Raw genomic sequence first — 20,280 nt, 5'->3', positions numbered from 1 at the left:
ATCTATTTCTTATGCTTATATGGCGAAAAACGGCGCCAAAGTCCACACCTAAACCGTTAAAACGATTTTCCCGATATGTCCCGAATCATCGATACGGCGATGCGCCGCAGCCGCGTCCGTCAGCGGGAAAGTACTATCCATGACGGGCTTTACCGTCCCTGCCGACAGGAGCGGCCAGACTTTCGCCTTCAACCGTTCGCCGATTTCCGATTTCGCCTGAACAGACTGCGGCCGCAAGGTTGATCCGGTGATCGTCAGCCGCTTCAGCATCATGGGGGCGAAATTGACGGTCGCCTCGGGCCCGCCAAGAAACGCGATGTAAACAAGGCGGCCCTCGACCGCCAACGCGGAGATATTACGCTGAATGTAGTCCCCGCCCACCATATCAAGGATAAGGTCCACACCTTTTCCGCCGGTCAGTTCCTTGACCACCGCGACAAAATCCTCGGTTTTGTAGTTGATCCCCCGCTCTGCGCCGAGTTTCTCTACAGCGCGGCATTTCTCGTCGGTGGAGGCAGTCGTAAAGACCCGTGCGCCAAACGCCTTGGCGAGCTGTATCGCCGTCGTGCCGATGCCGCTCGCTCCGCCATGCACAAGAAAGGTCTCACCGCCCGTCAGATGCCCACGGTCGAAAACGTTGGTCCAGACAGTGAAAAAGGTTTCCGGCAACGCCGCCGCCCGCACCAAATCGAATCCGTCCGGTATATCGAGGCATTGGGCCTCCGGCGCCACGCAATATTCCGCGTAACCGCCACCTGCCACCAGCGCGCAAAGCTGATCGCCGATCTTATAACGGGTGACGCCCGCACCTGTCGCAACAACCGTCCCTGAAATCTCGAGACCCGGAATATCGGAGGCACCCGGCGGCGGGGCATAGCCCCCCTTGCGCTGCAATACATCCGGCCGGTTAACCCCGGCGGCGGCAACCTTGATCAATACTTCATCAAGACCGGGCGACGGTACGGGGCGGGTTGCAGGTACCAGTCCTTCCGGACCGCCAAACTCTTTGATTTCGATCGCCGTCATTGTCTTTGGCAGGCTCGTCATTCTATTCTCCAGGATGATATGGACTGTGGCTTGCAAAAGCCGAGACAGTCCGCGCAAGTTTCAATTTTGTTTTCGAATTTGCAGCATAGCATATTGAGGAACGCGACGATGACAAGTGATGATGACGAGAAACCCATATTGGGACAGAAGCCAATGAATTTCGACAGCATGTCGATCGGCGATCTAGAGGACTATATAATCGCGCTGAATGCGGAAATTCAGAAAACCAGGACAATTATCGAAAAGAAAAAGGCAGCGCAAAATGCCGCGTCAGGTTTTTTCAAGACCTGACACGCATGGCATTGAGCGGATTGAGGGGTGCGAATCGGCGGAAATTCCAGCTAAAAAAAGTGCCAAAAAGCCTAAAAAATGCATATTCGTTAATTGTAATTTAAGAATTGATGGTTAAGTTGTCAGTTGTAGCCCTTGATGGGCTGCCTGAGATTGGAATCCCTATTCCAGTCTTTATGACGCCTCCCTGTTGACTTGGGCCGCCTCTTGAAGGCGGCTCTTTTTTTGTTTGATCTGTCGCCGCAACTACTCCGCATTTCATGAAAATACAACATAGCCTCTTGACTCTTATTGAATTTCAGCGTTTTAATTTGGCCCTTCAGAAGCAAGTCTGACAGGTTGAGGCAAAATAAGAGGGGGCGCCGATATGGCAGCCCCCTCAATCAATTCCGGCCTGTTTTACAATCCCTTAGAGATGACCTATCCGCGGCGGTCCGCCCTTCGAGGCCTGGCTTGGACCAAATGCTTTATCAAGAATGCTGGTGCTGTCTTCAGCGAGTAAAATGGCATCCGTCAGGAAATTGAGAATACGCATATTGTTGGCGAGCACCGCCTTCGCCTCGGCGCGGGGATCATCAGTGATCAGCGCGCAGCGCTCGAGAATATCCTTGCGCACCATGGCCAGGACTTCTTCGAGCTTTTTGCCTGCCGGGTTATCTTCTGTTACCAAGTAATGGGTCACCTTCATGCCCTCCTAACCGGGATCTGACCTGCAGTATGAAACAATCTTGGTTAATTTTTCGATAATCCGGCGACGTAACCGTCAACCCTCACAAATTCCTCGCCCGCTCACGCAGGACGAATTTTTGCACCTTGCCGGTTGAGGTTTTCGGCAACTCCTCAAATACGATCGTTTTCGGACATTTGAAATGGGCCATGTTTTCGCGACAGAATTTGATGATATCGTCTGCTGTGGCGCTCGCGCCCTGCCGGAGAACGACAAACGCGCAAGGCGTCTCACCCCATTTCTCGTCGGGCCGTGCAACCACCGCGGCCTCCAGCACCGCCGGATGTTTGTAAAGCACCCCCTCCACTTCGATCGTCGAGATATTCTCGCCGCCGGAGATGATAATGTCCTTCGATCTGTCCCGCAGCTCCAGATAGCCATCCTCATGCACCACCCCGAGGTCGCCAGAGTGGAACCAGCCGTCCTTGAACGAGGCCTGGGTCGTTTTCGGGTTCTTGAGATATCCCTTCATGATCAGGTTGCCGCGCAGCATCACCTCGCCCATGGTGTTGCCGTCATTCGGGACTGGCGTCATGGTTTCGGGGTCCATCACCTCGAGCCCGGCAAGAGCATGATAACGGACACCCTGACGCGCTTTCAGCGCGGCGCGATCCTCGACCTGCCGGCTATCCCAATCCGAATTCCAGTCGCAAAGGACGGCGGGACCATATGTCTCCGTCAAGCCATAGACATGAGTGACGTCAAATCCCATGCTGTCCATTTCCGCAAGCACAGTCGCCGGTGGGGGCGCCGCCGCCACCATGAACTTGACGCCGGAGGGGGCCTTTGCCTTGTCTTCCGGTGAGGCATTGATCAACATGGAAAGAATGATCGGTGCACCGCACATGTGGTCCACCTGGCAGTGCTGCATCTCATGATATATCGCGCTTGCCTCGATCTTGCGCAGGCAGACATGCGTTCCGCCCACCGCCGTCAGCGTCCAGGGGAAGCACCAGCCATTGCAATGGAACATCGGCAGTGTCCAGAGATAGACCGGATGTTTCGGCAGGCTCCAGGAAACGGAATTACCCATGGCGGCCAGATAGGCGCCCCGGTGATGATAAACGACGCCTTTGGGGTCGCCTGTCGTACCTGATGTGTAGTTCAGCGAAATCGCCTGCCATTCGTCCGCGGGTCCCTTCCATTCAAATTCAGGGTCGCCAGTTGCGAGGAATGCCTCATATTCCATGTCACCAATGAAATCGCCGCCTTCGGCAAGCGCGTCATCAATATCGATAACGATCGGCTTTACCTTGGCGAGGGAGAGTGCCTCCTTGATCAGCGGCGAGAACTCACGGTCCGTTAGCAAGAGCCTGCATTCGCCATGGTCGAGGATGAAGGCAAGCGCTGGCGCATCGAGCCGCGTATTGAGGGTATTCAGAATTGCGCCGATCATCGGCACGCCAAAATGTGCCTCCAGCACGGCCGGGATATTTGGCGCCATCATCGATACCGTATCCCCCTCACCGATGCCGCGGCCCTTCAACGCACTCGCGAGGCGGCGCGCGCGCGCGTAGAATTCCCGGTAGGTAAAGCGCAGATCTCCATGAATGATTGCCGTCTTGTCGGGATACACCTCCGCCGAGCGCGGCAGAAACGTCAAGGGTGTAAGGGGTTCATAATTTGCCGGATTGCGGTCCAGATCCGTCTGATATGGATTTTTAGTCAAAAGAATCTCCCAGTCTCCTCACAAAAATAGCTAAATATTTCAGCAGCTAACTCGAATTGCCCCCGTCTTTCCCGCTGCCGAGTTCCACGGGAACCCCGGGCACGAATTTCGAGACGCGGATGCCGAGCGACGTCTTGACATGTTCCACATTCGGGGCGGCGGTCAGTTCATGGGTCAGGAAATGCTGATAGGTGTCCCAATCTTTTGCGACCACCTTTAGAATAAAATCGTTTTCACCCGCGAGCATGTAGCATTCCCGCACCAATGGCCAGGATTGAACAAGGTTTTCGAATGCGGAAAGGTCGACTTCCGCCTGACTTTGCAGCCCGACAAGCGCAAAAACGGTCACGCCGAAGCCAAGATGTTCGGCATTCAGGCGCGCGTGATAGCCCTCGATATAGCCGGCCTCTTCAAGGGCCCGCACCCGCCGCAAGCACGGAGGCGCTGAAATGCCGGCGTTTTTTGCCAGTTCTACATTGGTGATGCGCCCGTCTTCCTGCAAATCATGCAGGATACGGCGATCGATTTCGTCCAGCTTTACGCGTTGCATTATGTCCTCCGACTGTCAGTTACGCGCAATATTATTACAAAGATGGCGCGAGGCCAAGGTATAGAAGCAGGGACTATGCCAAATAGCCAAGAAAATCACCCAACGCGACGCATATTCACTTGACCCGCGGCAAAGGCGCGGCCTATGCCATCAAAATGAAGACACAATCGGCAGCACAAAATCCCTCCTGCTGGGTCGTTACGGACGGCAGCGCCGGCATGGAAATCCAGTGTATCGGCCTTGCGGAGGCCATGGGGCTCGAGTTCGAGGTCAAGAGAATTGTCACAACCAGGCCCTGGCGCTGGCTGCCACCGAAATTCTGGCTCAATCCACTTAAAACACTCGACAAAAGCGGCGATTTGCTGAATCCGCCCTGGCCGGACATCCTGATTACCTGCGGGCGGCAATCGATACCGCTCAGCCTGGCGATAAAAAAGGCAAATGGCGACAAAACATTCACTATTCATATCCAGACCCCGAATTGCGCCGCCGCCGAGTTCGATCTCGTGATCGTCCCCGAGCACGACAAACTGCGCGGGACCAATGTGCTGGTCGCCATTGGGGCCCTTGGCCGTACGACGCCGGAACGGCTTGAGAAGGAAGGCGAAAAATTGGCGCCCGGTCTCGCTCATCTCTCCCAACCGCTCGTGACGGTCCTCGTCGGCGGAAGCAACCGTTGTTACGACATGACCGAAGAGACAATGCGCGATCTTGCCGCGAAACTGACGGAGTTGCATCAGGAGACAAATTGCAGCTTTCTCGTGACCACATCCCGCCGCACGGGGACGGAGAACGAGAAAATACTGAAATCGGCGCTTTCCGGCGTTCCTCACAGGCTTTGGACGGGGGATGGGGAGAATCCCTATTTCGGCTTTCTGGCGCTCGCCGATGCCCTGATTGTCACCGGTGATTCTGTCAATATGGTCTGCGAGGCCTGCGCGCTTGGCAAACCTGTGCATATTTATGAGCTGCCCGGCGGCAATGACAAGTTCAACCGGTTCCACAAAAGCATGCGCGATAAAGGCTACACCAGACCTTTCAAAGGTCGGCTGGAACATTGGACCTACCCGCCACTCCTTGAAACGCGTAAGGTTGCCGCTGAGGTTCAACGTATTTTAAAAGAGCGTTCAACCCCCGCGCAATAAACAGGCAACTGTGACCGGCGCCGCAAAGTTGCGCCTGCCCCTTGCATGGCTTCGCTGCACGTTATAAATAACTTTATACTTCAGCAAAGCGGCATCTATATCCCGGAGTTTACTATGGCGGACGTTCACCATACAGAGGTTCTTATCATCGGCTCCGGCCCGGCCGGCGACACGGCGGCGATTTATGCCGCGCGCGCGTCCCTCGACCCGATCCTTGTGCATGGACTGCAGCCCGGCGGACAACTGACGATCACAACGGAAGTCGAAAACTATCCGGGTTTCGCCGATCCGATCCAGGGTCCCTGGCTGATGGAACAGATGGAAGCACAGGCCCGCAACGTCGGCACCCGTATCTTCAATGATTATATTGTCGATCTCGATGTCAACCAGCGGCCCTTCGTTGCGACGGCGGATTCGGGCACAAAATTTATCGCGCAATCGGTTGTTATCGCGACCGGCGCCGCGGCCAAATGGCTCGGCCTGCCATCGGAAGAGAAATACATGGGCTTTGGCGTCTCTGCCTGCGCGACTTGCGATGGTTTTTTCTATCGCGGCAAGGAGGTCATGGTCATCGGTGGCGGCAACACCGCGGTCGAGGAAGCAATCTATCTCACCAACCATGCCGACAAGGTAACCCTCGTGCATCGGCGCGACGAGTTGCGCGCGGAGAAAATTCTCGTCGACCGACTGATGAAAAATCCGAAAATTGAAATCATCTGGGACCATGTGCTTGACGAAATCATCGGCGAGCAGGATCCTTTCGGCGTGACAGGCGCCAGGCTTCGCCATGTCAAGACCGGAGAAGTCAGGGACGTGTCCGTCCATGGCGTCTTCATTGCCATTGGCCATACGCCGAACACGGAGTTGTTCAAAGGCAAGTTAGATATGGATCACGAGGGGTACCTGATCACCGCTCCAGACTCCACCGCAACCAATATTCCCGGCATTTTTGCCTGCGGCGATGTTCAGGACAAGATTTACCGCCAGGCGGTAACGGCGGCGGGCACCGGGTGCATGGCCGCGCTGGAAGCCGAGAAATTCATTGCACAGAACGAAAATGCATCGGCAGAAGCCGCCGAGTAGGGAGACCGCAGGCATCCGATACTGACATCGGAAGGTAAAGGCGGGCGGAAATATGGATTGGGACAAGTTGCGCATATTTCATGCGGTCGCCGAAGCGGGCAGTTTCACGCGCGCTGGCGAGACGCTGCATCTCAGTCAATCCGCCATCAGCCGGCAGATCAGCGCTCTTGAGGAAAGCCTGCAGGTTGCCCTGTTTCACCGCCACGCCCGTGGACTGCTGCTCACCGAACAAGGCGAGCTGCTATTCCAGACGGCGCATGAGGTTTTCGCCAAGCTCGCCATGACCGAGGCGCAGCTGATGGATGCGCATGAAAAACCGTCCGGCGAACTCAGGGTGACGGCGACGGTCGGCCTCGGCGCCAACTGGCTGACGCCGCGCATCCGGGAATTTATCGAGCTGTATCCGGAAATTACTGTCAATCTGATACTTGCCGACCGGGAGCTCGATCTTGGCATGCGGGAAGCCGACATCGCCATTCGGCTGCGCGCTCCGGTCCAGCCCGACCTCATCCAGCGCAAGCTGATGACAGTCAACCATCACGTTTACGCGTCGCCCGACTACCTCAAGAAGCACGGGACGCCAGCCTGTCTTGAAGATGTTCTGGAGAGCAACCTCATCACCTATGGCGAGGAAGCCCCCACCAACCTGTCAAACGTGAACTGGTTAATGAAGAGACTTACCGCGATCGGGCGGACGAAGGAACCGGTCTTCAAGGTAAATAACGTCTATGGCCTGTTGCTCGCTGTTCAAAGCGGTCTCGGGATTGCCAGCCTGCCCGACTATATCGTGCACGGTCATACCAATGTGGTCCGCATTTTGCCGGACGTTGGCGGCCCGACGTTCGATTCCTATTATGTTTATCCCGAAGAACTGCGCAAATCGAAGCGGGTTACCATTTTCCGTGACTTCCTTATTCAGAAGGTCGCCGAATATTCCTTCTAGGCCGCTCAGACATAGCTATGCAGGGCGCGCATATTAGCATTGTCGAGATTGCTCTTTTCTCCGCGCACCTATTTTTATAGAAAGTCCCCGAACGATGTTGCGACGCAATAATCGTTTTCATGAAGATCCCTGATCTTGATGAGATTGCGAAATCTCCTCCCTGATTTTTGCAATCCTATGTCTTCTTGACATATTACCTCCCTGTTAGACTTGCCGGCCATTCATTTGGCCGGCATTTTTTTGGCTGATTCTGCCAAAAAATCCAGGACTTCAAAAGCAGTCACCGGAGAAGCTCAATTTGAGCTATGCATTTTCTGCATAGGTGCAGTGCAATATTAACTGTGGAATATAGCCCCTGATTTAGCTATTTATTACTCATGAATGTTGCGTCGCAGCATTTATTATATCAGCTCCCTGCTGATATCGATTGCATGTATTCCTCCCAATCACATGTAATCTGTATTGTCGAAAGGCAATACCTCCCTGTTAGACTAAGCCGGCCTCTTAATTGAGGCCGGTCTTTTTTTGCCCTGCCGTCCGGTTTTCGCATATGCCGCTGACACATGGCTGATATGTAGATTCACGTATTTAAAATATTTCGGGAAACACAATATAAAGGAAGAATGGTGTTGAAATATATATCATTCGAATGCCAGTTTCTGGCAGGAGCGGAAGGTTTCCTCCCTATCCTTTTCGCTCCATCGCATCTTTCTTCAAGATGCACCTCCCTGTTAGACTTGCCGGCCATTCATTTGGCCGGCATTTTTTTGTCTACAAGATTCGTTAATCGTGGTGATGACCGATCGGACCTTCTTTGAAGAGATAATCCTTAAGCTCGTGATCAAATGTCGGATCTTTTCGGCGAATCCATTCCAGTACCATCGCGGCATGTTCTTTCTCTTCATCCCGGTTATGAGCGAGAATCTTTTTAAGCTCCGCATCCTTGCAGGCGTCAACCCGCTGATTATACCAGTCAACAGCCTCAAGTTCCTCCATCAGCGAGGTGATTGCCCTGTGCATATCCCGTGTCTCGTCTGACAGTTCCGCAATTGGCTCGTGGTATCCTTCATTCGCCATGTAAATTCGCCCTCCTCGGCGTATTGGAATGATTCAAGTCTCGTTGATCATTATTGATAGCAGAACAAAGGCCCTTCGCATACCGCGGCGCGCAGAAATTTTCGGCGGCGGAACGGTGGAGATCGGAGAATTTACATGAAAAGCCGCTCGCCTTTCATGTCCTTATAGATATCAGCGACATACTCGCCATATCCGTTGTAAAGAAGTGTCGGGATCCTTTCCCCCGTTCCGATGTCGCGTTCCGATGCTTGCGACCAGCGCCGATGCGGTACTTCCGGATTGATGTTGGCCCAGAAACCATATTCTTCACCGAGAAGCGTTTCCCAGAAGCTTACCGGTCGCTTATCGGTGAACGTAAAGCGAACAATGGATTTTACCTGCTTGAAGCCATATTTCCAGGGTGCGGCCAATCGCAGGGGGGCGCCGTTCTGCTTGGGCAGCGGTTTGCCGTAAAGGCCCGTCACCATGAAGGTAAGGTCATTGGTCGCTTCTTCTATGGTGAGGCCATCCGTATAGGGCCAGGGATACCAGAACTGCCGCTGGCCGGGGGCCATGGATTTATCCTCGAAGGTCTGCATGACCACATATTTCGCGCTGGACGTTGGCGCCGCCAGTTTCACAAGCTCCTTCATCGGGAACCCGCTCCACGGCACGACCATCGACCAGGCTTCAACGCAGCGATGCCTGTAAAGTCTTTCTTCAAGCGGCATCTTCGCGAGAAGGTCATCAATATCGATGTCCATCTCCTTTTCCACCATGCCGTCGATCTTTACCGTCCAGGGCCGGATTTTGAGCGCCTGGGCCGCTTCATAGATCTCCTTGTGAGAGCCGAATTCGTAAAAGTTATTGTAGGTCGTCGCAATTTTTTCGGGCGTCAGCTCGCGCATAACCTTGTAGCGGTCATTCAGTGGCACAGGGTAGAGTTTGGCGCTTGGATCTGCATCATCGGCAAACGCCCGGTGGAGCGGCACTGCTGAACCGATTGACGCGATCAATCCGGCGCCCGCCATCCCCTGCAGGATTTTCCGCCGGTTCAGATAAACGGATTCCGAAATCGCTTTCGATTCCGGGAGTTCCCAGCCCTTTGGATTCTTAATCAACACGCGCCCACATCCTTCTGTAGTTCATTGGCTACAGACGATAATCGGGCGGCGCCGCTTCAACTACAAGTCAACAGTCTGTGAGCGGCGCCCCACCAAAGTCCTTCAGTTCCGGTTTTGCAGTACTTTCTCCGCATATTGACCGGTGAGTTCCTGCAAATGGTCAAACTCGCTGCGATAGGTGCCCACACCGAGGGTCGCCGAGCGCAAATCAACGATCAGATCATGCACTTCGGATTCCGGTATCATGGCCACCAGCACATCCCAGCCTTCCCATCCGTCCCGCGCATCAAAGCCCAATATCTGGCCACGTCGGCCGCTGACAATACTGTTGACCTTGGAGGTATGCTCCGATGGCATGGAAATCTCGACCTTATAGATAGGCTCTAGCAATACCGGATCACATTTCGGCATTCCCTCGCTCATGGCGATACGAGCCGCCGACCGGAAGGAATTTTCCGAGCTGTCCACCGAATGGAATTGCCCGTCGAACAACGTGACAGACACATCGACAACCGGAAAGCCGAGCGGCCCTTCCGCGAGGTACTCTTTCACGCCATGCTCGACCGCCGGGATATATTGACGCGGAACGGAACCGCCGACGATCTTCTCCTCAAAATTGAAGCCCGATCCCCGCGGCAATGGTTTGATCTCGATATGAACATCTCCGAACTGCCCGTGACCGCCGCTCTGCTTCTTATAGCGCGCATGCTGGGTTGCGGCCTTGCGGATCGCTTCCTTGTAGGCGACTTTCGGGCGCCGTGACTTGACGTTCAGCCCGTATTTGTTGCGCATCCGGTCAAGGGCGACATTCAGGTGGATTTCGCCCTGTCCCCACAGGATCAGCTCCTGGGTTTCTTGTTTATGTTCCGCCCTGAGGGAGTTATCCTCCTCCAGTATTTTACTGAGGACGGCGGAGAGCTTAACCTCGTCGTCCCGCTTTTCCGGGACAAGCGCAATGCTGTATACGGGCGGCAGCACCGCCTCTGCTGGCGAGTTGATCGTTTTATCGCTCATCAGGACGTCACCTGTTCTGGCTTCATCAAGCCGACCGAAAGCGACGATCTCGCCGGGACCAGCGCGATCCAGCTTTTCCGATTTCGCGCCCTGAAGCCTGAAAATCCCGCCGATGCGTCCAATGGCGAAGCTATCGCCATCCTTTATCTCGCCCGACCAGATGCGGGCAAGAGAGAGCTTGCCGCCCTGAGACGACATATAGGTTTTGAGAATTTGTGCAACGGGTTGATCGGAGGCCGCATCAAACCCGGCCCGGGTGGCCGCCACGTCGGCGGCCGGCACTTCATGACGAAGCGCCTTCAATAGGCGGCGAACGCCGCTGTCGTTTTCGGCGGATCCGAGGAAGACCGGGGTTACCAGACCTTCGCGGAGATCATTTTGCAAAAGCGCATAAATCTCCTCGCGCTCGGGCTCAATATCCTCCAGCAGTTCTTCCATCAGATGGTCGTCGAAATCCGCGAGCTTCTCGAGCATGGCAAAGCGTGACGTCCCCTCCTCTTCCGCCATTTCCGGTGGCAGGTCGATAATACGGGAGGCTTCCCCTTCCTTATAGACATAGGCTCGTTCGGACGCGAGATCGACATATCCGCTGATAATATTGTCTTTGAAAATCGGCACTTGACGGAGAACAAGGGCGCGATCGGTAACGGCCTGCAGCGAATTGAACAAATCATGCACCGAGCCGTAGGCCTTATCCATCTTATTCACGAAAATGAAGGTTGGCAGACCTCTTTCCTGCAAGGTCTTCAGCAGCGGCGAAAGGGTCAGGACGCGATCCTTGTCCGGTTCGCAGACCACCACCGCGGCATCAACACCGGTTAAGGCATTTTCTGTCTCCTGAAAAAACTCGATGGAACCGGGACAGTCGAGAATGGTGAAGTCGTCATCCAGATAATGCGCATGCGCCGTGTTTACCTCGACGCTCATCTGGCGCTCCCGCGCCTCCTTGGAACTGTCGCCGCAGGACGTTCCTGCCGTGACACTCCCTTTCCGGTCGGTTTCATTACAGATATGCAGGATGGCTTCAAGAAGTGTTGTTTTCCCGCTTGAATAGGGGCCTACCAGCGCGATGCTGCGAGGCCCCTTAGGTTTGTCTACGACCATATCGTGCCTCCCTTGTTTGTTAGACAAGTCTAATGTTCTGCCTCCGTCTCGACGGGTGCAAGGAAAAACTTGTCGACAGGAATAGACCGGGCGGAAAACTGCGGGCCTCGACTATTTTTTTTCGCGTCAGTCAGCCGCACAAAAAAGGCGGCCGAATCATCGGCCGCCCGTGAATGGAGAATGAATTCGGTCAGATCAGGCTAGCGCAGAACCGCTGGATGCGTCCACAGGCCTCGGTCAAGGCCTCGGTCGACGTTGCATAAGAAACACGGAAATGCGGCGATAGCCCGAACGCCTCGCCATGGACCACAGCGACCCCTTCTGTTTCCAGCAAGGCCGAAACGAAATCGAAATCATTGCTGATCACCGTGCCCTCCGGCGTTTTCTTGCCAATGCATCCGGCGCAGGATGGATAGACGTAAAACGCGCCTTCAGGGGTCGGGCAGCTGAGACCCGACGCCTGATTAAGCATGCTGACCACAAGATCACGCCGCTCTTCGAAGACTTTCGCCCGCTCGGCAATAAAATCCTGCGGTCCGTTCAGCGCTTCGACCGCCGCATACTGGCTGATCGAGCAGGGGTTGGAGGTGCTCTGCGACTGCACTTTCGCCATCGCCTTGATCAGTTCAACCGGTCCGGCGCCATAGCCAATCCGCCAGCCTGTCATCGCATAGGATTTCGAGACGCCGTTCATGGTCAGCGTCCGATCATAGAGCTTCGGTTCCACTTCCGCTGGCGTCGCGAATTTGAACTCCCCATAGACGAGATGCTCATACATATCGTCCGTCAGGATCCAGACTTGCGGATGACGAAGAAGAACATCCGTCAACGCCTTCAATTCGTTGTAGCTGTAACCTGCGCCCGACGGGTTGGACGGTGAGTTGAAAATCAACCATTTCGTTTTTGGCGTGATCGCCGCTTCCAGATCCTCCGCTTTCATCTTGAATTTGCTGGCCGCGGTTGTCGGCACGAAGACCGGCTCCCCGCCGCCAAGCAGCACCATATCGGGATAGGAAACCCAGTAAGGGGCGGGAATCAGAACCTCATCGCCCGGGTTCAGCGTCGCAATCAGTGCATTATAAATGATCTGCTTGCCGCCTGTGCCGACGGAAATCTGCGACGGCTCATAATCGAGATTGTTGTCGCGCTTGAATTTCGCGCAAATCGCCTTTTTCAGCTCCGGAATACCGTCCACCGCCGTGTATTTCGTCTTGCCTTCCGTGATCGCGCGAATTGCCGCGTCCTTGATATTGTCCGGCGTATCGAAATCGGGCTCCCCAGCGCCGAGACCGATGACATCGCGACCGGCTGCCTTCAGTTCCGCAGCCTTCGTGGTAACCGCTATGGTGACGGAGGGTTTGATACGACCCAGGCTTTCCGCAATAATAGACATAGTTTCGCTTCTCTCTAGGCTAGACAAAATCACGACGCGAACGGGCGCCAACAAGCAACTGGTCTATAGCGTTTATTGCGCTTCCAGACCACCCGTTTTTCACCTTAACCGACCTAAAGCGGCAAAAAAATAAGGGACTTCCCTCATTCACTAAATTTTTACCATATTTGCCGATACTGCCGGACACTATCCAGTTGGGGGATGAGAAAGAGGAGGATATCCCGGATGTCCGAAATGACGAACAAATCCGACGCCTTCGTTGCAAAAATGGCGAGCGAAGTCGGTAGCCTTGGTGTGGAAGTCGCCGAAATTGCCGGCCATCTGGCTGAAGTGTCCGCGCGCAGCAAAGCGCAATCAAAACAGTTTGAAAATCTCTCCGATGTCGCGGCCAACATGATCGCCGCCAACAACAAGATCAGTGATGCGGCCCAGTCATCGAAGAGTGCGACGACACAAACGGCGACCGAGGTTCATGACTCTAAGGAGAAAATCACCCACGCCATCAAGGATATTCAGGAACTTGTCACCGGCGTGACTCAGCTCGAAGGCCAGCTCGCGAGCCTGAGTGAAGCGCTTGCCAACGTCGCAAAGGTTGCCGCCGGCATTGAGGGCATCGCAAGCCAGACCAACCTGCTGGCGCTGAATGCAACAATCGAAGCGGCACGTGCGGGCGAAGCGGGCAAAGGCTTCGCTGTTGTCGCGACGGAAGTCAAAAGCCTTGCTGATGAGACCAAGAAAGCCACCGTTGAAATCACCAATACGGTGAAGATTCTGACCGATCAGGTTGGCGGCCTGCAGACACAGGTTGCCGGCAATTCCCAACGCGCGCAGTCTGCGCAGGACGGCTCTGCCGATATTGCGGAAATTTTCGAGACTGTCGAAAACAACCTCCGTCAGATCAGCACTGAAATTACCGCCATGGCCGGCGACGCAGACGGTAATCTTGCCCAATGCGATCGCGTATCGGCGGAACTTGATTCCCTGAAGTCGAGTGTCGCGGAAACAGATACAAACATTTCACTCGCGGATGCCAAGGCGACCGGCCTCTTGCAGGTCAGCGAAACCCTGATCGAGCTGATTGCCGGAAGCGGGCATGAAACCGTGGATACGCCCTTTATCCGGCTGGCAACAGAAAAGGCCGCGGAAATTTCAAGGCTGCTTGAAGATGCCGTTGAGGAGGGAACGATCTCTATCGATGACCTGTTCGATGAAAATTATGTGGATATCGAGGGCACGGACCCGCCGCAGCAAATGACCAGGTTCGTTGACCTGACAGATCGCCTTTTTCCTGAGGTACAGGAGCCCGCGCTTGAAAGCGATGAGAGCATTGTCTTCTGTGCCGCGGTTGATCGAAACGGCTATTTGCCAACGCATAACCTTAAATTTTCGCACCCGCAGCGGCCGAACGATCCGGACTGGAATGCGGCGAACTGCCGCAACCGGCGGATATTTGACGACCGCACGGGTCTGGCGGCCGGGCGCAATACGAAACCCTTCCTTCTGCAGACCTATCGTCGGGATATGGGCGGCGGGACCTTTGCGATGATGAAGGATTTATCCGCGCCGATTTACGTCAAAGGCCGGCATTGGGGCGGTTTTCGTATCGGCTACAAGCCGAAGCGCTAGCCGATCCGGCTCAGCGGTATTGCGCCTGCTCCGTACGTGATTTGAAGCGGCCAGAGCTGACCGACGCCTCTTCCAATATCCATTCGCGGAATGCGGCAATGCGCGGGCGATCGGCCATTTCCTCCGGACTGACGAGATAATAGGCGTGATGCGCCTGAATCGGCTGAACATCGAACGGCTGGGCAAGACGTCCGGCGAGCAGATCATCGGCGGCCAGCGTGCTGCGACCGAGCGCTACTCCCTGCCCCTCCATCGCGGCGGTCAGCAACATCGAACTGTCGTTAAAGCTCGGCCCCTTTTTCGGATCCACATCCGTAACGCCCGCCATGGTCAGCCAAGCCTGCCAGTCGATTCGCATATCGTCATGGAGCAGCGTATGGTATTTCAGATCTGCTGGCGATCGCAACGGATGTTTGCCGTCGAGCAGGCTGGGACTGCAAACCGGGAACATAACCTCTTCTGTCAGCAGCTTATCAACACGGAGGCCGGGATAATTACCATGGCCGTAACGGATAACCACATCAACATCCTCCCGGTTGAAATCCGTCAGATGATCAGACGCGGACAGGCGGACGTCGATATCGGGATGTGCCTCGCGGAACCGGCTGAGGCGGGGGAGCAGCCAGCGCGCCGCGAATGACGGCAACGTATCCACATGCAGCGCCCCGGTTGCGTCCTGCCGCATGACATTTTCAGTCGCCGCGCCGATCACTTCCAGCCCGTTGCGCACGCCGACAAGGTAATTCTGCCCTTCTTTCGTGAGAATCACCGCCCTGTTGAGCCGCTTGAAAAGGGTGATGCCGAGCCAGTCTTCCAATGCTTTCACCTGATGGCTGATCGCCGCCGGAGTGACGAACAGCTCATCGGCCGCTTTAGAAAAACTTAAATGCCGGGCCGCGGCCTCAAAGCTGCGCAATGCTTTCAGCGGTGGAAGCCGCATATCATGATCCTGCTTCAGATTAGAAAAACTAAATCATTCTATTAGAATTTGTCGTTTGTAATCAAGACCGGAAATTGGCACATAAGGTTCATCGAACATACGGGCATCTCCAGACGGAGAGAACCCCCTGAATTTTTAAGGAGTAGTAAAATGGCAACGAACTTGTACACAAATGGCGGAAAACTGCATTTTGCGCCGACCAAGGGCCAGTTCGGCACGACCGGTTTCATTGGTTCAGTTGCCGCCACTGTCATGAAATGGCAGGAACGGGCATCGCTGCGGCATCATCTCGCCGATTTGGATAAGGTTTATTTAACCGACATGGGTCTCACCGTCGCCCAGGTGCAGAACGAGACCGAAAAAACATTCTGGCAGTCCTGACCCTGTCGAACGACCGCCCGGACCAACGTCTGTATCCTTCCTGTCCCCAGACGTCCGGGCGGCCCCTCCATCTTGAACCGGAACAGATATCTGTCGAAAAATTTACCGCCAATCATGTGATTAGGGATGGAAATTTAGCGGCAGGCACCTTATAACCAGTTCATGCAGTTTGAGAACAAAAATGAAACATCCGGCCTTGAAGATGCCTCGGCGCTCTTCATTCCTCACCGGCCCGTCAGACCCGAAAAATCCGAGGGCGGCATCGCCTTCGAAGTCGTTTCGGAATATGAACCCGCCGGAGATCAACCGGAAGCAATCTCTGAACTCGTCAGCGGACTGCAGCGAAACGAAAAAGACCAGGTTCTGCTGGGGGTAACCGGTTCCGGCAAAACCTTCACGATGGCTAAAGTCATCGAGAAGTTACAGCGCCCCACGCTCGTCCTCGCGCATAACAAAACTCTTGCCGCCCAGCTCTATGGCGAGATGAAGGCATTTTTCCCCAATAATGCCGTCGAATATTTTGTCTCCTACTACGACTACTACCAGCCGGAAGCCTATGTGGCGCGGACGGACACCTACATTGAAAAAGACGCGTCGGTGAATGAGCAGATCGACCGGCTTCGACATTCTGCAACGCGGGCACTCCTGGAACGCGATGATGTGATTATCGTGGCCTCGGTTTCGTGCATATACGGTATCGGATCGGTTGAGACCTATAGCGAGATGACGCTGGATCTGAAAGTCGGCGCGACGGTCGATCGCCAGAACCTCCTCCGGCAACTGGTCGAGATCCAATACCGGCGAAATGACGCTAGCTTTACCCGGGGCACCTTCCGCGTGCGCGGAGATACGATCGAGATTTTTCCGGCCCATCTGGAAGACCGCGCCTGGCGTTTCTCGCTGTTTGGCGACGAACTTGAAAGCATTACCGAGTTCGATCCCCTGACCGGTGAGAAGGCGGGCAGCCTGTCGGAAGTGCGCATTTACGCCAACAGCCATTATGTGACGCCGAAACCGACCCTGAAACAAGCGCAGGAACTGATCAAGGCTGAGCTCAAGTCCCGCCTTGCCGAGTTCGAGGCGCAGAATAAATTGCTGGAGGCGCAGCGGCTGGAGCAGCGCACGACATTCGATCTTGAGATGATGGAGGCGACCGGCGCCTGCGCGGGCATCGAGAATTATTCCCGTTATCTTTCCGGTCGCGGACCGGGACAACCGCCACCGACCCTTTTCGAATATCTTCCGGACAACGCCATACTGATGGTCGACGAGAGCCATGTGACCGTCAGCCAGATCGGCGCCATGTACAAGGGCGACTTCCGGCGCAAATCCACTCTTTCCGAATATGGGTTCCGCCTGCCCTCCTGTATGGACAACCGGCCGCTGAAATTCGAGGAGTGGGAGGCCATGCGGCCGCAAACGATATTCGTCTCCGCCACCCCCGGCCCCTGGGAGCTGGAGCGGACAGGCGGCGCGTTTGTCGAGCAGGTCATCCGGCCGACCGGCCTGACCGATCCGGACTGCATTATCCGCCCCGTCGCCCAGCAGGTCGATGATTTGATGCGCGAGTGCAAGCTTTGCGCCGCAAAAGGAGAGCGGGTCCTTGTTACCACATTGACCAAAAAAATGGCAGAGGATCTGACCGAATATTTTCATGAGAACGGAATCAAGGTCCGGTATCTCCATTCAGACATCGATACGCTGGAACGCATTGAAATTATTCGTGATCTACGGCTGGGCACGTTCGACGTCCTTGTCGGCATCAACCTGCTGCGCGAAGGGCTGGATATCCCGGAATGTGCGCTTGTCGCCATTCTGGACGCGGACAAGGAAGGTTTCCTGCGCTCCTCGACCTCGTTGATCCAGACCATCGGCCGCGCAGCGCGAAATGTCGATGGCCGCGTAATCCTCTATGCGGACAGGATTACCAACAGCATGCAATTCGCCCTTGATGAGACGAAGCGACGCAAGGACAAGCAGGAGGCGTTCAACGCAGAGCATGGGATCACCCCGATGTCGATCCGGAAGAATATCGGCGACGTCATGCAGAGCGTTTATGAGCAGGATCACTATAATGTCGATCTGGGCCTGGAAGAGGCGAGCCATATGATCGGCCATAACCTTGCCACCCATATCGAGGAGCTTGAGAAGAAAATGCGCGCCGCCGCCGAGAATTTGGAATTCGAGGAAGCCGCGCGCCTGCGAGACGAGATCAAAAAATTGCAGGACCGGGAGCTTGGTATCGGCGGGCCAAACAGCGGCCGACCGCAGGGACGTTCGCGCAAAGGGCGCGCCGGAAACGGCCATGTACTTGGCGGCCGGACAAGGTCATCCTAAATCTCAGTTCACTTTCGTAACGAAACCGAAACGGCGAAATATTTCCTGTCCGTCGCCTGATTTGACAAAATCATAGAAAAGATTTGTCGAATGCCCGTCATTGTCGCGGATCTTCGCCATTCCATAAGCAATCTGCGGATGGGATTCCCGGGGGAAAACAGCGACAATCCGGATATTTTTGGCCAGGCGCACATCCGTTGCATAGACAATCGCATACGGCACCTCCCCCCGTTCCACAAGTGCCAGGACTGACCGGACATTCGGCAGATATACAAACTGGTCCCGCAGCACACGCCAAAGATCGAGAAATTGCAGCGCCGACTTGGCATAGTTCCCTGCCGGCACATGTGCCGGATTGCCGATGGCGAGCCGCCGCCCTGAGAGCAGATCCGGAAGTTTTTGAAAATCAAACGGATCGGGGACCAGAGTATCCTTGGGGGCGACCAGCACCAGATTGTTGGACGCGACCTTTACAATGCTTCCGGCCTCAAGCAACCGGGCCTCGTCCAGATAGGTCAACCAGGCCATGTTCGCCGCAATAAAAATATCGGCAGGCGCGCCTTCGTAAATTTGCCGCGCCAGAGTACCGCTACCGGCAAAGGACGAGATGACCGGGATTTCTGTCCGTTTCTCGAATTCCGTGCCGAGGGCCGAAACGACTTCGGTCGTGCTGGCCGCCGCGAAAACGACAACGTCTTCCTCAGATGCCTGCGCCGAACCGACGGCACCGGAGAACAAGGCGCCCAAAATCGCAGAATATCGGAAATATTTTCTATATCGATTTTGCAACAGCCCGGCTCCGTCCTTTTTTCGGCAAATCGGTGAAATCGTCCTATTATATGTTAGTCTAGGGGCAATTCGCCGCATTCGCAATTAACGAGGCCTGATATGAGCGTTCTTTCAAGACTTTTTTTGGGTCTCGCTTTCCTGTTCCTGTTGTTGGGCATTGCCCCCTCTTCCATCGCAAAGCCGCTGCCGCCGGAGAACTGCGCCGACCGGCCGTTCGACAAAGGCCGTTTATGGAAGGTCAGCAAGGAGAACACCCCGCCAAGTTACATTTTCGGCACCATGCATTCAAAAGACCCCCGTATTCTCTATCTGCCGGGCGTTGTCATGCAGGTCTTCATCGCGTCTTCCACCGCCGTATTCGAAACGTCTTTGAAGGACGACGAACTGATCCGAAACCAGCAACAGATGCTGCTCGCACCAGGACAAAGCCTACGGGCGAAAATTGGCTCCGACCGGTTTGACGCACTGGTACGGATAGCGTCAACATACAGAATGGATGCGGCGACGCTGGATAGGGTTAAGATCTGGGCGGCTGCGGCCATTATCAGCCAGCCGCCGCCCCAAGGGCAGGACGGCCAGCGTTTTACGCTGCTTGACAAGGAGCTTGAGAAATCCGCACATCAGGCGGGGAAGCGGGTCGTGGCGCTTGAAACCAATCAGGAGCAGCTCGACGTCTTCGATTCCATGCCGGAGACAGTCCAGCTTGAATATCTCGATCAGGCCATCAATGAAAACGGGCAGCTGGACGAGGAGATCGAGAAGATGACCAGCTATTACCTGTCCGGAAATACGGGCTGGATTGCTTGCAACCTTGAGGAAACTCTTGAGACAGTGAGCCCGGCACTTGGCAAAATCATGACCGATGATCTGATTTACCTGAGAAACCGCCGTATGGTAAAGCGGATGTTACCCGAGCTAGTGAACGGAAATGCCTTTGTCGGGATTGGCGCCCTTCACCTGCCAGGGGACGCGGGCGTCCTCTCCCTCCTTGAAGAACTCGGCTATACTATAGAGCGGAAATACTAGGGACAATAACCGTCAATCCCGATTGCACAGCAATC

General features: G+C 55.0%; 18 protein-coding genes. 8 read left to right on the top strand and 10 right to left on the bottom strand.

Annotated features, from left to right (window positions below; translation table 11 throughout):
- Positions 1-48: 48 nt before the first annotated feature.
- Positions 49-1,047 carry an NAD(P)H-quinone oxidoreductase gene (locus GQF03_RS09875; RefSeq protein ID WP_174238727.1) on the bottom strand — a complete coding sequence of 333 codons (999 nt, stop codon included), beginning with the start codon at positions 1,045-1,047 and terminating at the stop codon, positions 49-51.
- 108 nt (positions 1,048-1,155) lie between these two features.
- Between GQF03_RS09875 and GQF03_RS09870 the strand changes: the two genes are divergently transcribed.
- A complete protein-coding gene (locus GQF03_RS09870) occupies positions 1,156-1,338 on the top strand; it encodes a DUF1192 domain-containing protein (protein ID WP_161339098.1) in 183 nt (60 codons plus the stop codon).
- Positions 1,339-1,747: 409 nt separating this feature from the next.
- Here the strand turns inward: GQF03_RS09870 and GQF03_RS09865 are convergent, their stop codons facing one another.
- The 3 genes from GQF03_RS09865 to GQF03_RS09855 all read right to left on the bottom strand — a co-directional run bounded on the left by GQF03_RS09865 (position 1,748) and on the right by GQF03_RS09855 (position 4,284).
- The gene (locus GQF03_RS09865; protein ID WP_206376166.1) at positions 1,748-2,020 is read right to left on the bottom strand and encodes a hypothetical protein; all 273 of its coding nucleotides are present in this window, start codon (positions 2,018-2,020) and stop codon (positions 1,748-1,750) included.
- 88 nt (positions 2,021-2,108) lie between these two features.
- Positions 2,109-3,734, bottom strand: a complete 1,626-nt coding sequence (locus tag GQF03_RS09860) for an acyl-CoA synthetase (protein WP_161339096.1) — start codon at positions 3,732-3,734, stop codon at positions 2,109-2,111.
- Between the two features lie 46 nt (positions 3,735-3,780).
- Complete coding sequence (locus GQF03_RS09855) at positions 3,781-4,284, bottom strand: Lrp/AsnC family transcriptional regulator (RefSeq protein WP_161339095.1); 504 nt, start codon at positions 4,282-4,284, stop codon at positions 3,781-3,783.
- Positions 4,285-4,403: 119 nt separating this feature from the next.
- On the opposite strand from GQF03_RS09855, the gene GQF03_RS09850 reads away from it, so the two are divergent.
- The 3 genes from GQF03_RS09850 to GQF03_RS09840 all read left to right on the top strand — a co-directional run bounded on the left by GQF03_RS09850 (position 4,404) and on the right by GQF03_RS09840 (position 7,455).
- A complete protein-coding gene (locus tag GQF03_RS09850) occupies positions 4,404-5,429 on the top strand; it encodes a mitochondrial fission ELM1 family protein (RefSeq protein WP_206376167.1) in 1,026 nt (341 codons plus the stop codon).
- Between the two features lie 114 nt (positions 5,430-5,543).
- The gene (trxB, locus tag GQF03_RS09845) at positions 5,544-6,512 is read left to right on the top strand and encodes a thioredoxin-disulfide reductase (RefSeq protein ID WP_161339094.1); all 969 of its coding nucleotides are present in this window, start codon (positions 5,544-5,546) and stop codon (positions 6,510-6,512) included.
- 52 nt (positions 6,513-6,564) lie between these two features.
- Entirely contained in the window at positions 6,565-7,455 is an 891-nt protein-coding gene (locus GQF03_RS09840; protein ID WP_161339093.1) for a LysR family transcriptional regulator, read from the top strand.
- Positions 7,456-8,238: 783 nt separating this feature from the next.
- On the opposite strand, the gene GQF03_RS09835 is transcribed toward GQF03_RS09840, so the two are convergent.
- From GQF03_RS09835 to GQF03_RS09820, 4 genes are all read right to left on the bottom strand, one after another.
- Positions 8,239-8,532 (bottom strand): encapsulin-associated ferritin-like protein, encoded by a 294-nt coding sequence (locus tag GQF03_RS09835; protein ID WP_161339092.1) that lies wholly within the window; start codon positions 8,530-8,532, stop codon positions 8,239-8,241.
- A 131-nt stretch (positions 8,533-8,663) separates the two neighbouring features.
- Complete coding sequence (gene msrP / locus GQF03_RS09830; RefSeq protein WP_161339091.1) at positions 8,664-9,635, bottom strand: protein-methionine-sulfoxide reductase catalytic subunit MsrP; 972 nt, start codon at positions 9,633-9,635, stop codon at positions 8,664-8,666.
- 102 nt (positions 9,636-9,737) lie between these two features.
- The gene (locus GQF03_RS09825) at positions 9,738-11,753 is read right to left on the bottom strand and encodes an elongation factor G (RefSeq protein WP_161339090.1); all 2,016 of its coding nucleotides are present in this window, start codon (positions 11,751-11,753) and stop codon (positions 9,738-9,740) included.
- A 190-nt stretch (positions 11,754-11,943) separates the two neighbouring features.
- Positions 11,944-13,146 carry a pyridoxal phosphate-dependent aminotransferase gene (locus GQF03_RS09820; protein WP_161339089.1) on the bottom strand — a complete coding sequence of 401 codons (1,203 nt, stop codon included), beginning with the start codon at positions 13,144-13,146 and terminating at the stop codon, positions 11,944-11,946.
- A 225-nt stretch (positions 13,147-13,371) separates the two neighbouring features.
- On the opposite strand from GQF03_RS09820, the gene GQF03_RS09815 reads away from it, so the two are divergent.
- A complete protein-coding gene (locus GQF03_RS09815) occupies positions 13,372-14,772 on the top strand; it encodes a methyl-accepting chemotaxis protein (RefSeq protein ID WP_161339088.1) in 1,401 nt (466 codons plus the stop codon).
- Between the two features lie 10 nt (positions 14,773-14,782).
- On the opposite strand, the gene GQF03_RS09810 is transcribed toward GQF03_RS09815, so the two are convergent.
- Positions 14,783-15,712 (bottom strand): transcriptional regulator GcvA, encoded by a 930-nt coding sequence (locus tag GQF03_RS09810; protein ID WP_161339087.1) that lies wholly within the window; start codon positions 15,710-15,712, stop codon positions 14,783-14,785.
- A gap of 150 nt (positions 15,713-15,862) precedes the next feature.
- Between GQF03_RS09810 and GQF03_RS09805 the strand changes: the two genes are divergently transcribed.
- The gene (locus GQF03_RS09805; protein ID WP_161339086.1) at positions 15,863-16,093 is read left to right on the top strand and encodes a DUF1127 domain-containing protein; all 231 of its coding nucleotides are present in this window, start codon (positions 15,863-15,865) and stop codon (positions 16,091-16,093) included.
- Positions 16,094-16,255: 162 nt separating this feature from the next.
- Complete coding sequence (gene uvrB / locus GQF03_RS09800; protein WP_161339085.1) at positions 16,256-18,430, top strand: excinuclease ABC subunit UvrB; 2,175 nt, start codon at positions 16,256-16,258, stop codon at positions 18,428-18,430.
- Positions 18,431-18,433: 3 nt separating this feature from the next.
- On the opposite strand, the gene modA is transcribed toward uvrB, so the two are convergent.
- The gene (gene modA / locus GQF03_RS09795; RefSeq protein WP_161339084.1) at positions 18,434-19,219 is read right to left on the bottom strand and encodes a molybdate ABC transporter substrate-binding protein; all 786 of its coding nucleotides are present in this window, start codon (positions 19,217-19,219) and stop codon (positions 18,434-18,436) included.
- 99 nt (positions 19,220-19,318) lie between these two features.
- On the opposite strand from modA, the gene GQF03_RS09790 reads away from it, so the two are divergent.
- Positions 19,319-20,245: a TraB/GumN family protein gene (locus GQF03_RS09790; protein ID WP_161339083.1), complete on the top strand. Its 927-nt coding sequence runs from the start codon at positions 19,319-19,321 to the stop codon at positions 20,243-20,245.
- The last annotated feature ends 35 nt before the right edge of the window (positions 20,246-20,280 follow it).

The sequence above is a fragment of the Sneathiella chungangensis genome (assembly GCF_009882935.1).
GTDB lineage: Bacteria > Pseudomonadota > Alphaproteobacteria > Sneathiellales > Sneathiellaceae > Sneathiella > Sneathiella chungangensis.
The sequence above is the reverse complement of the archived record's forward strand: the minus strand, read 5'-3'. Positions and strand labels throughout refer to the sequence as shown.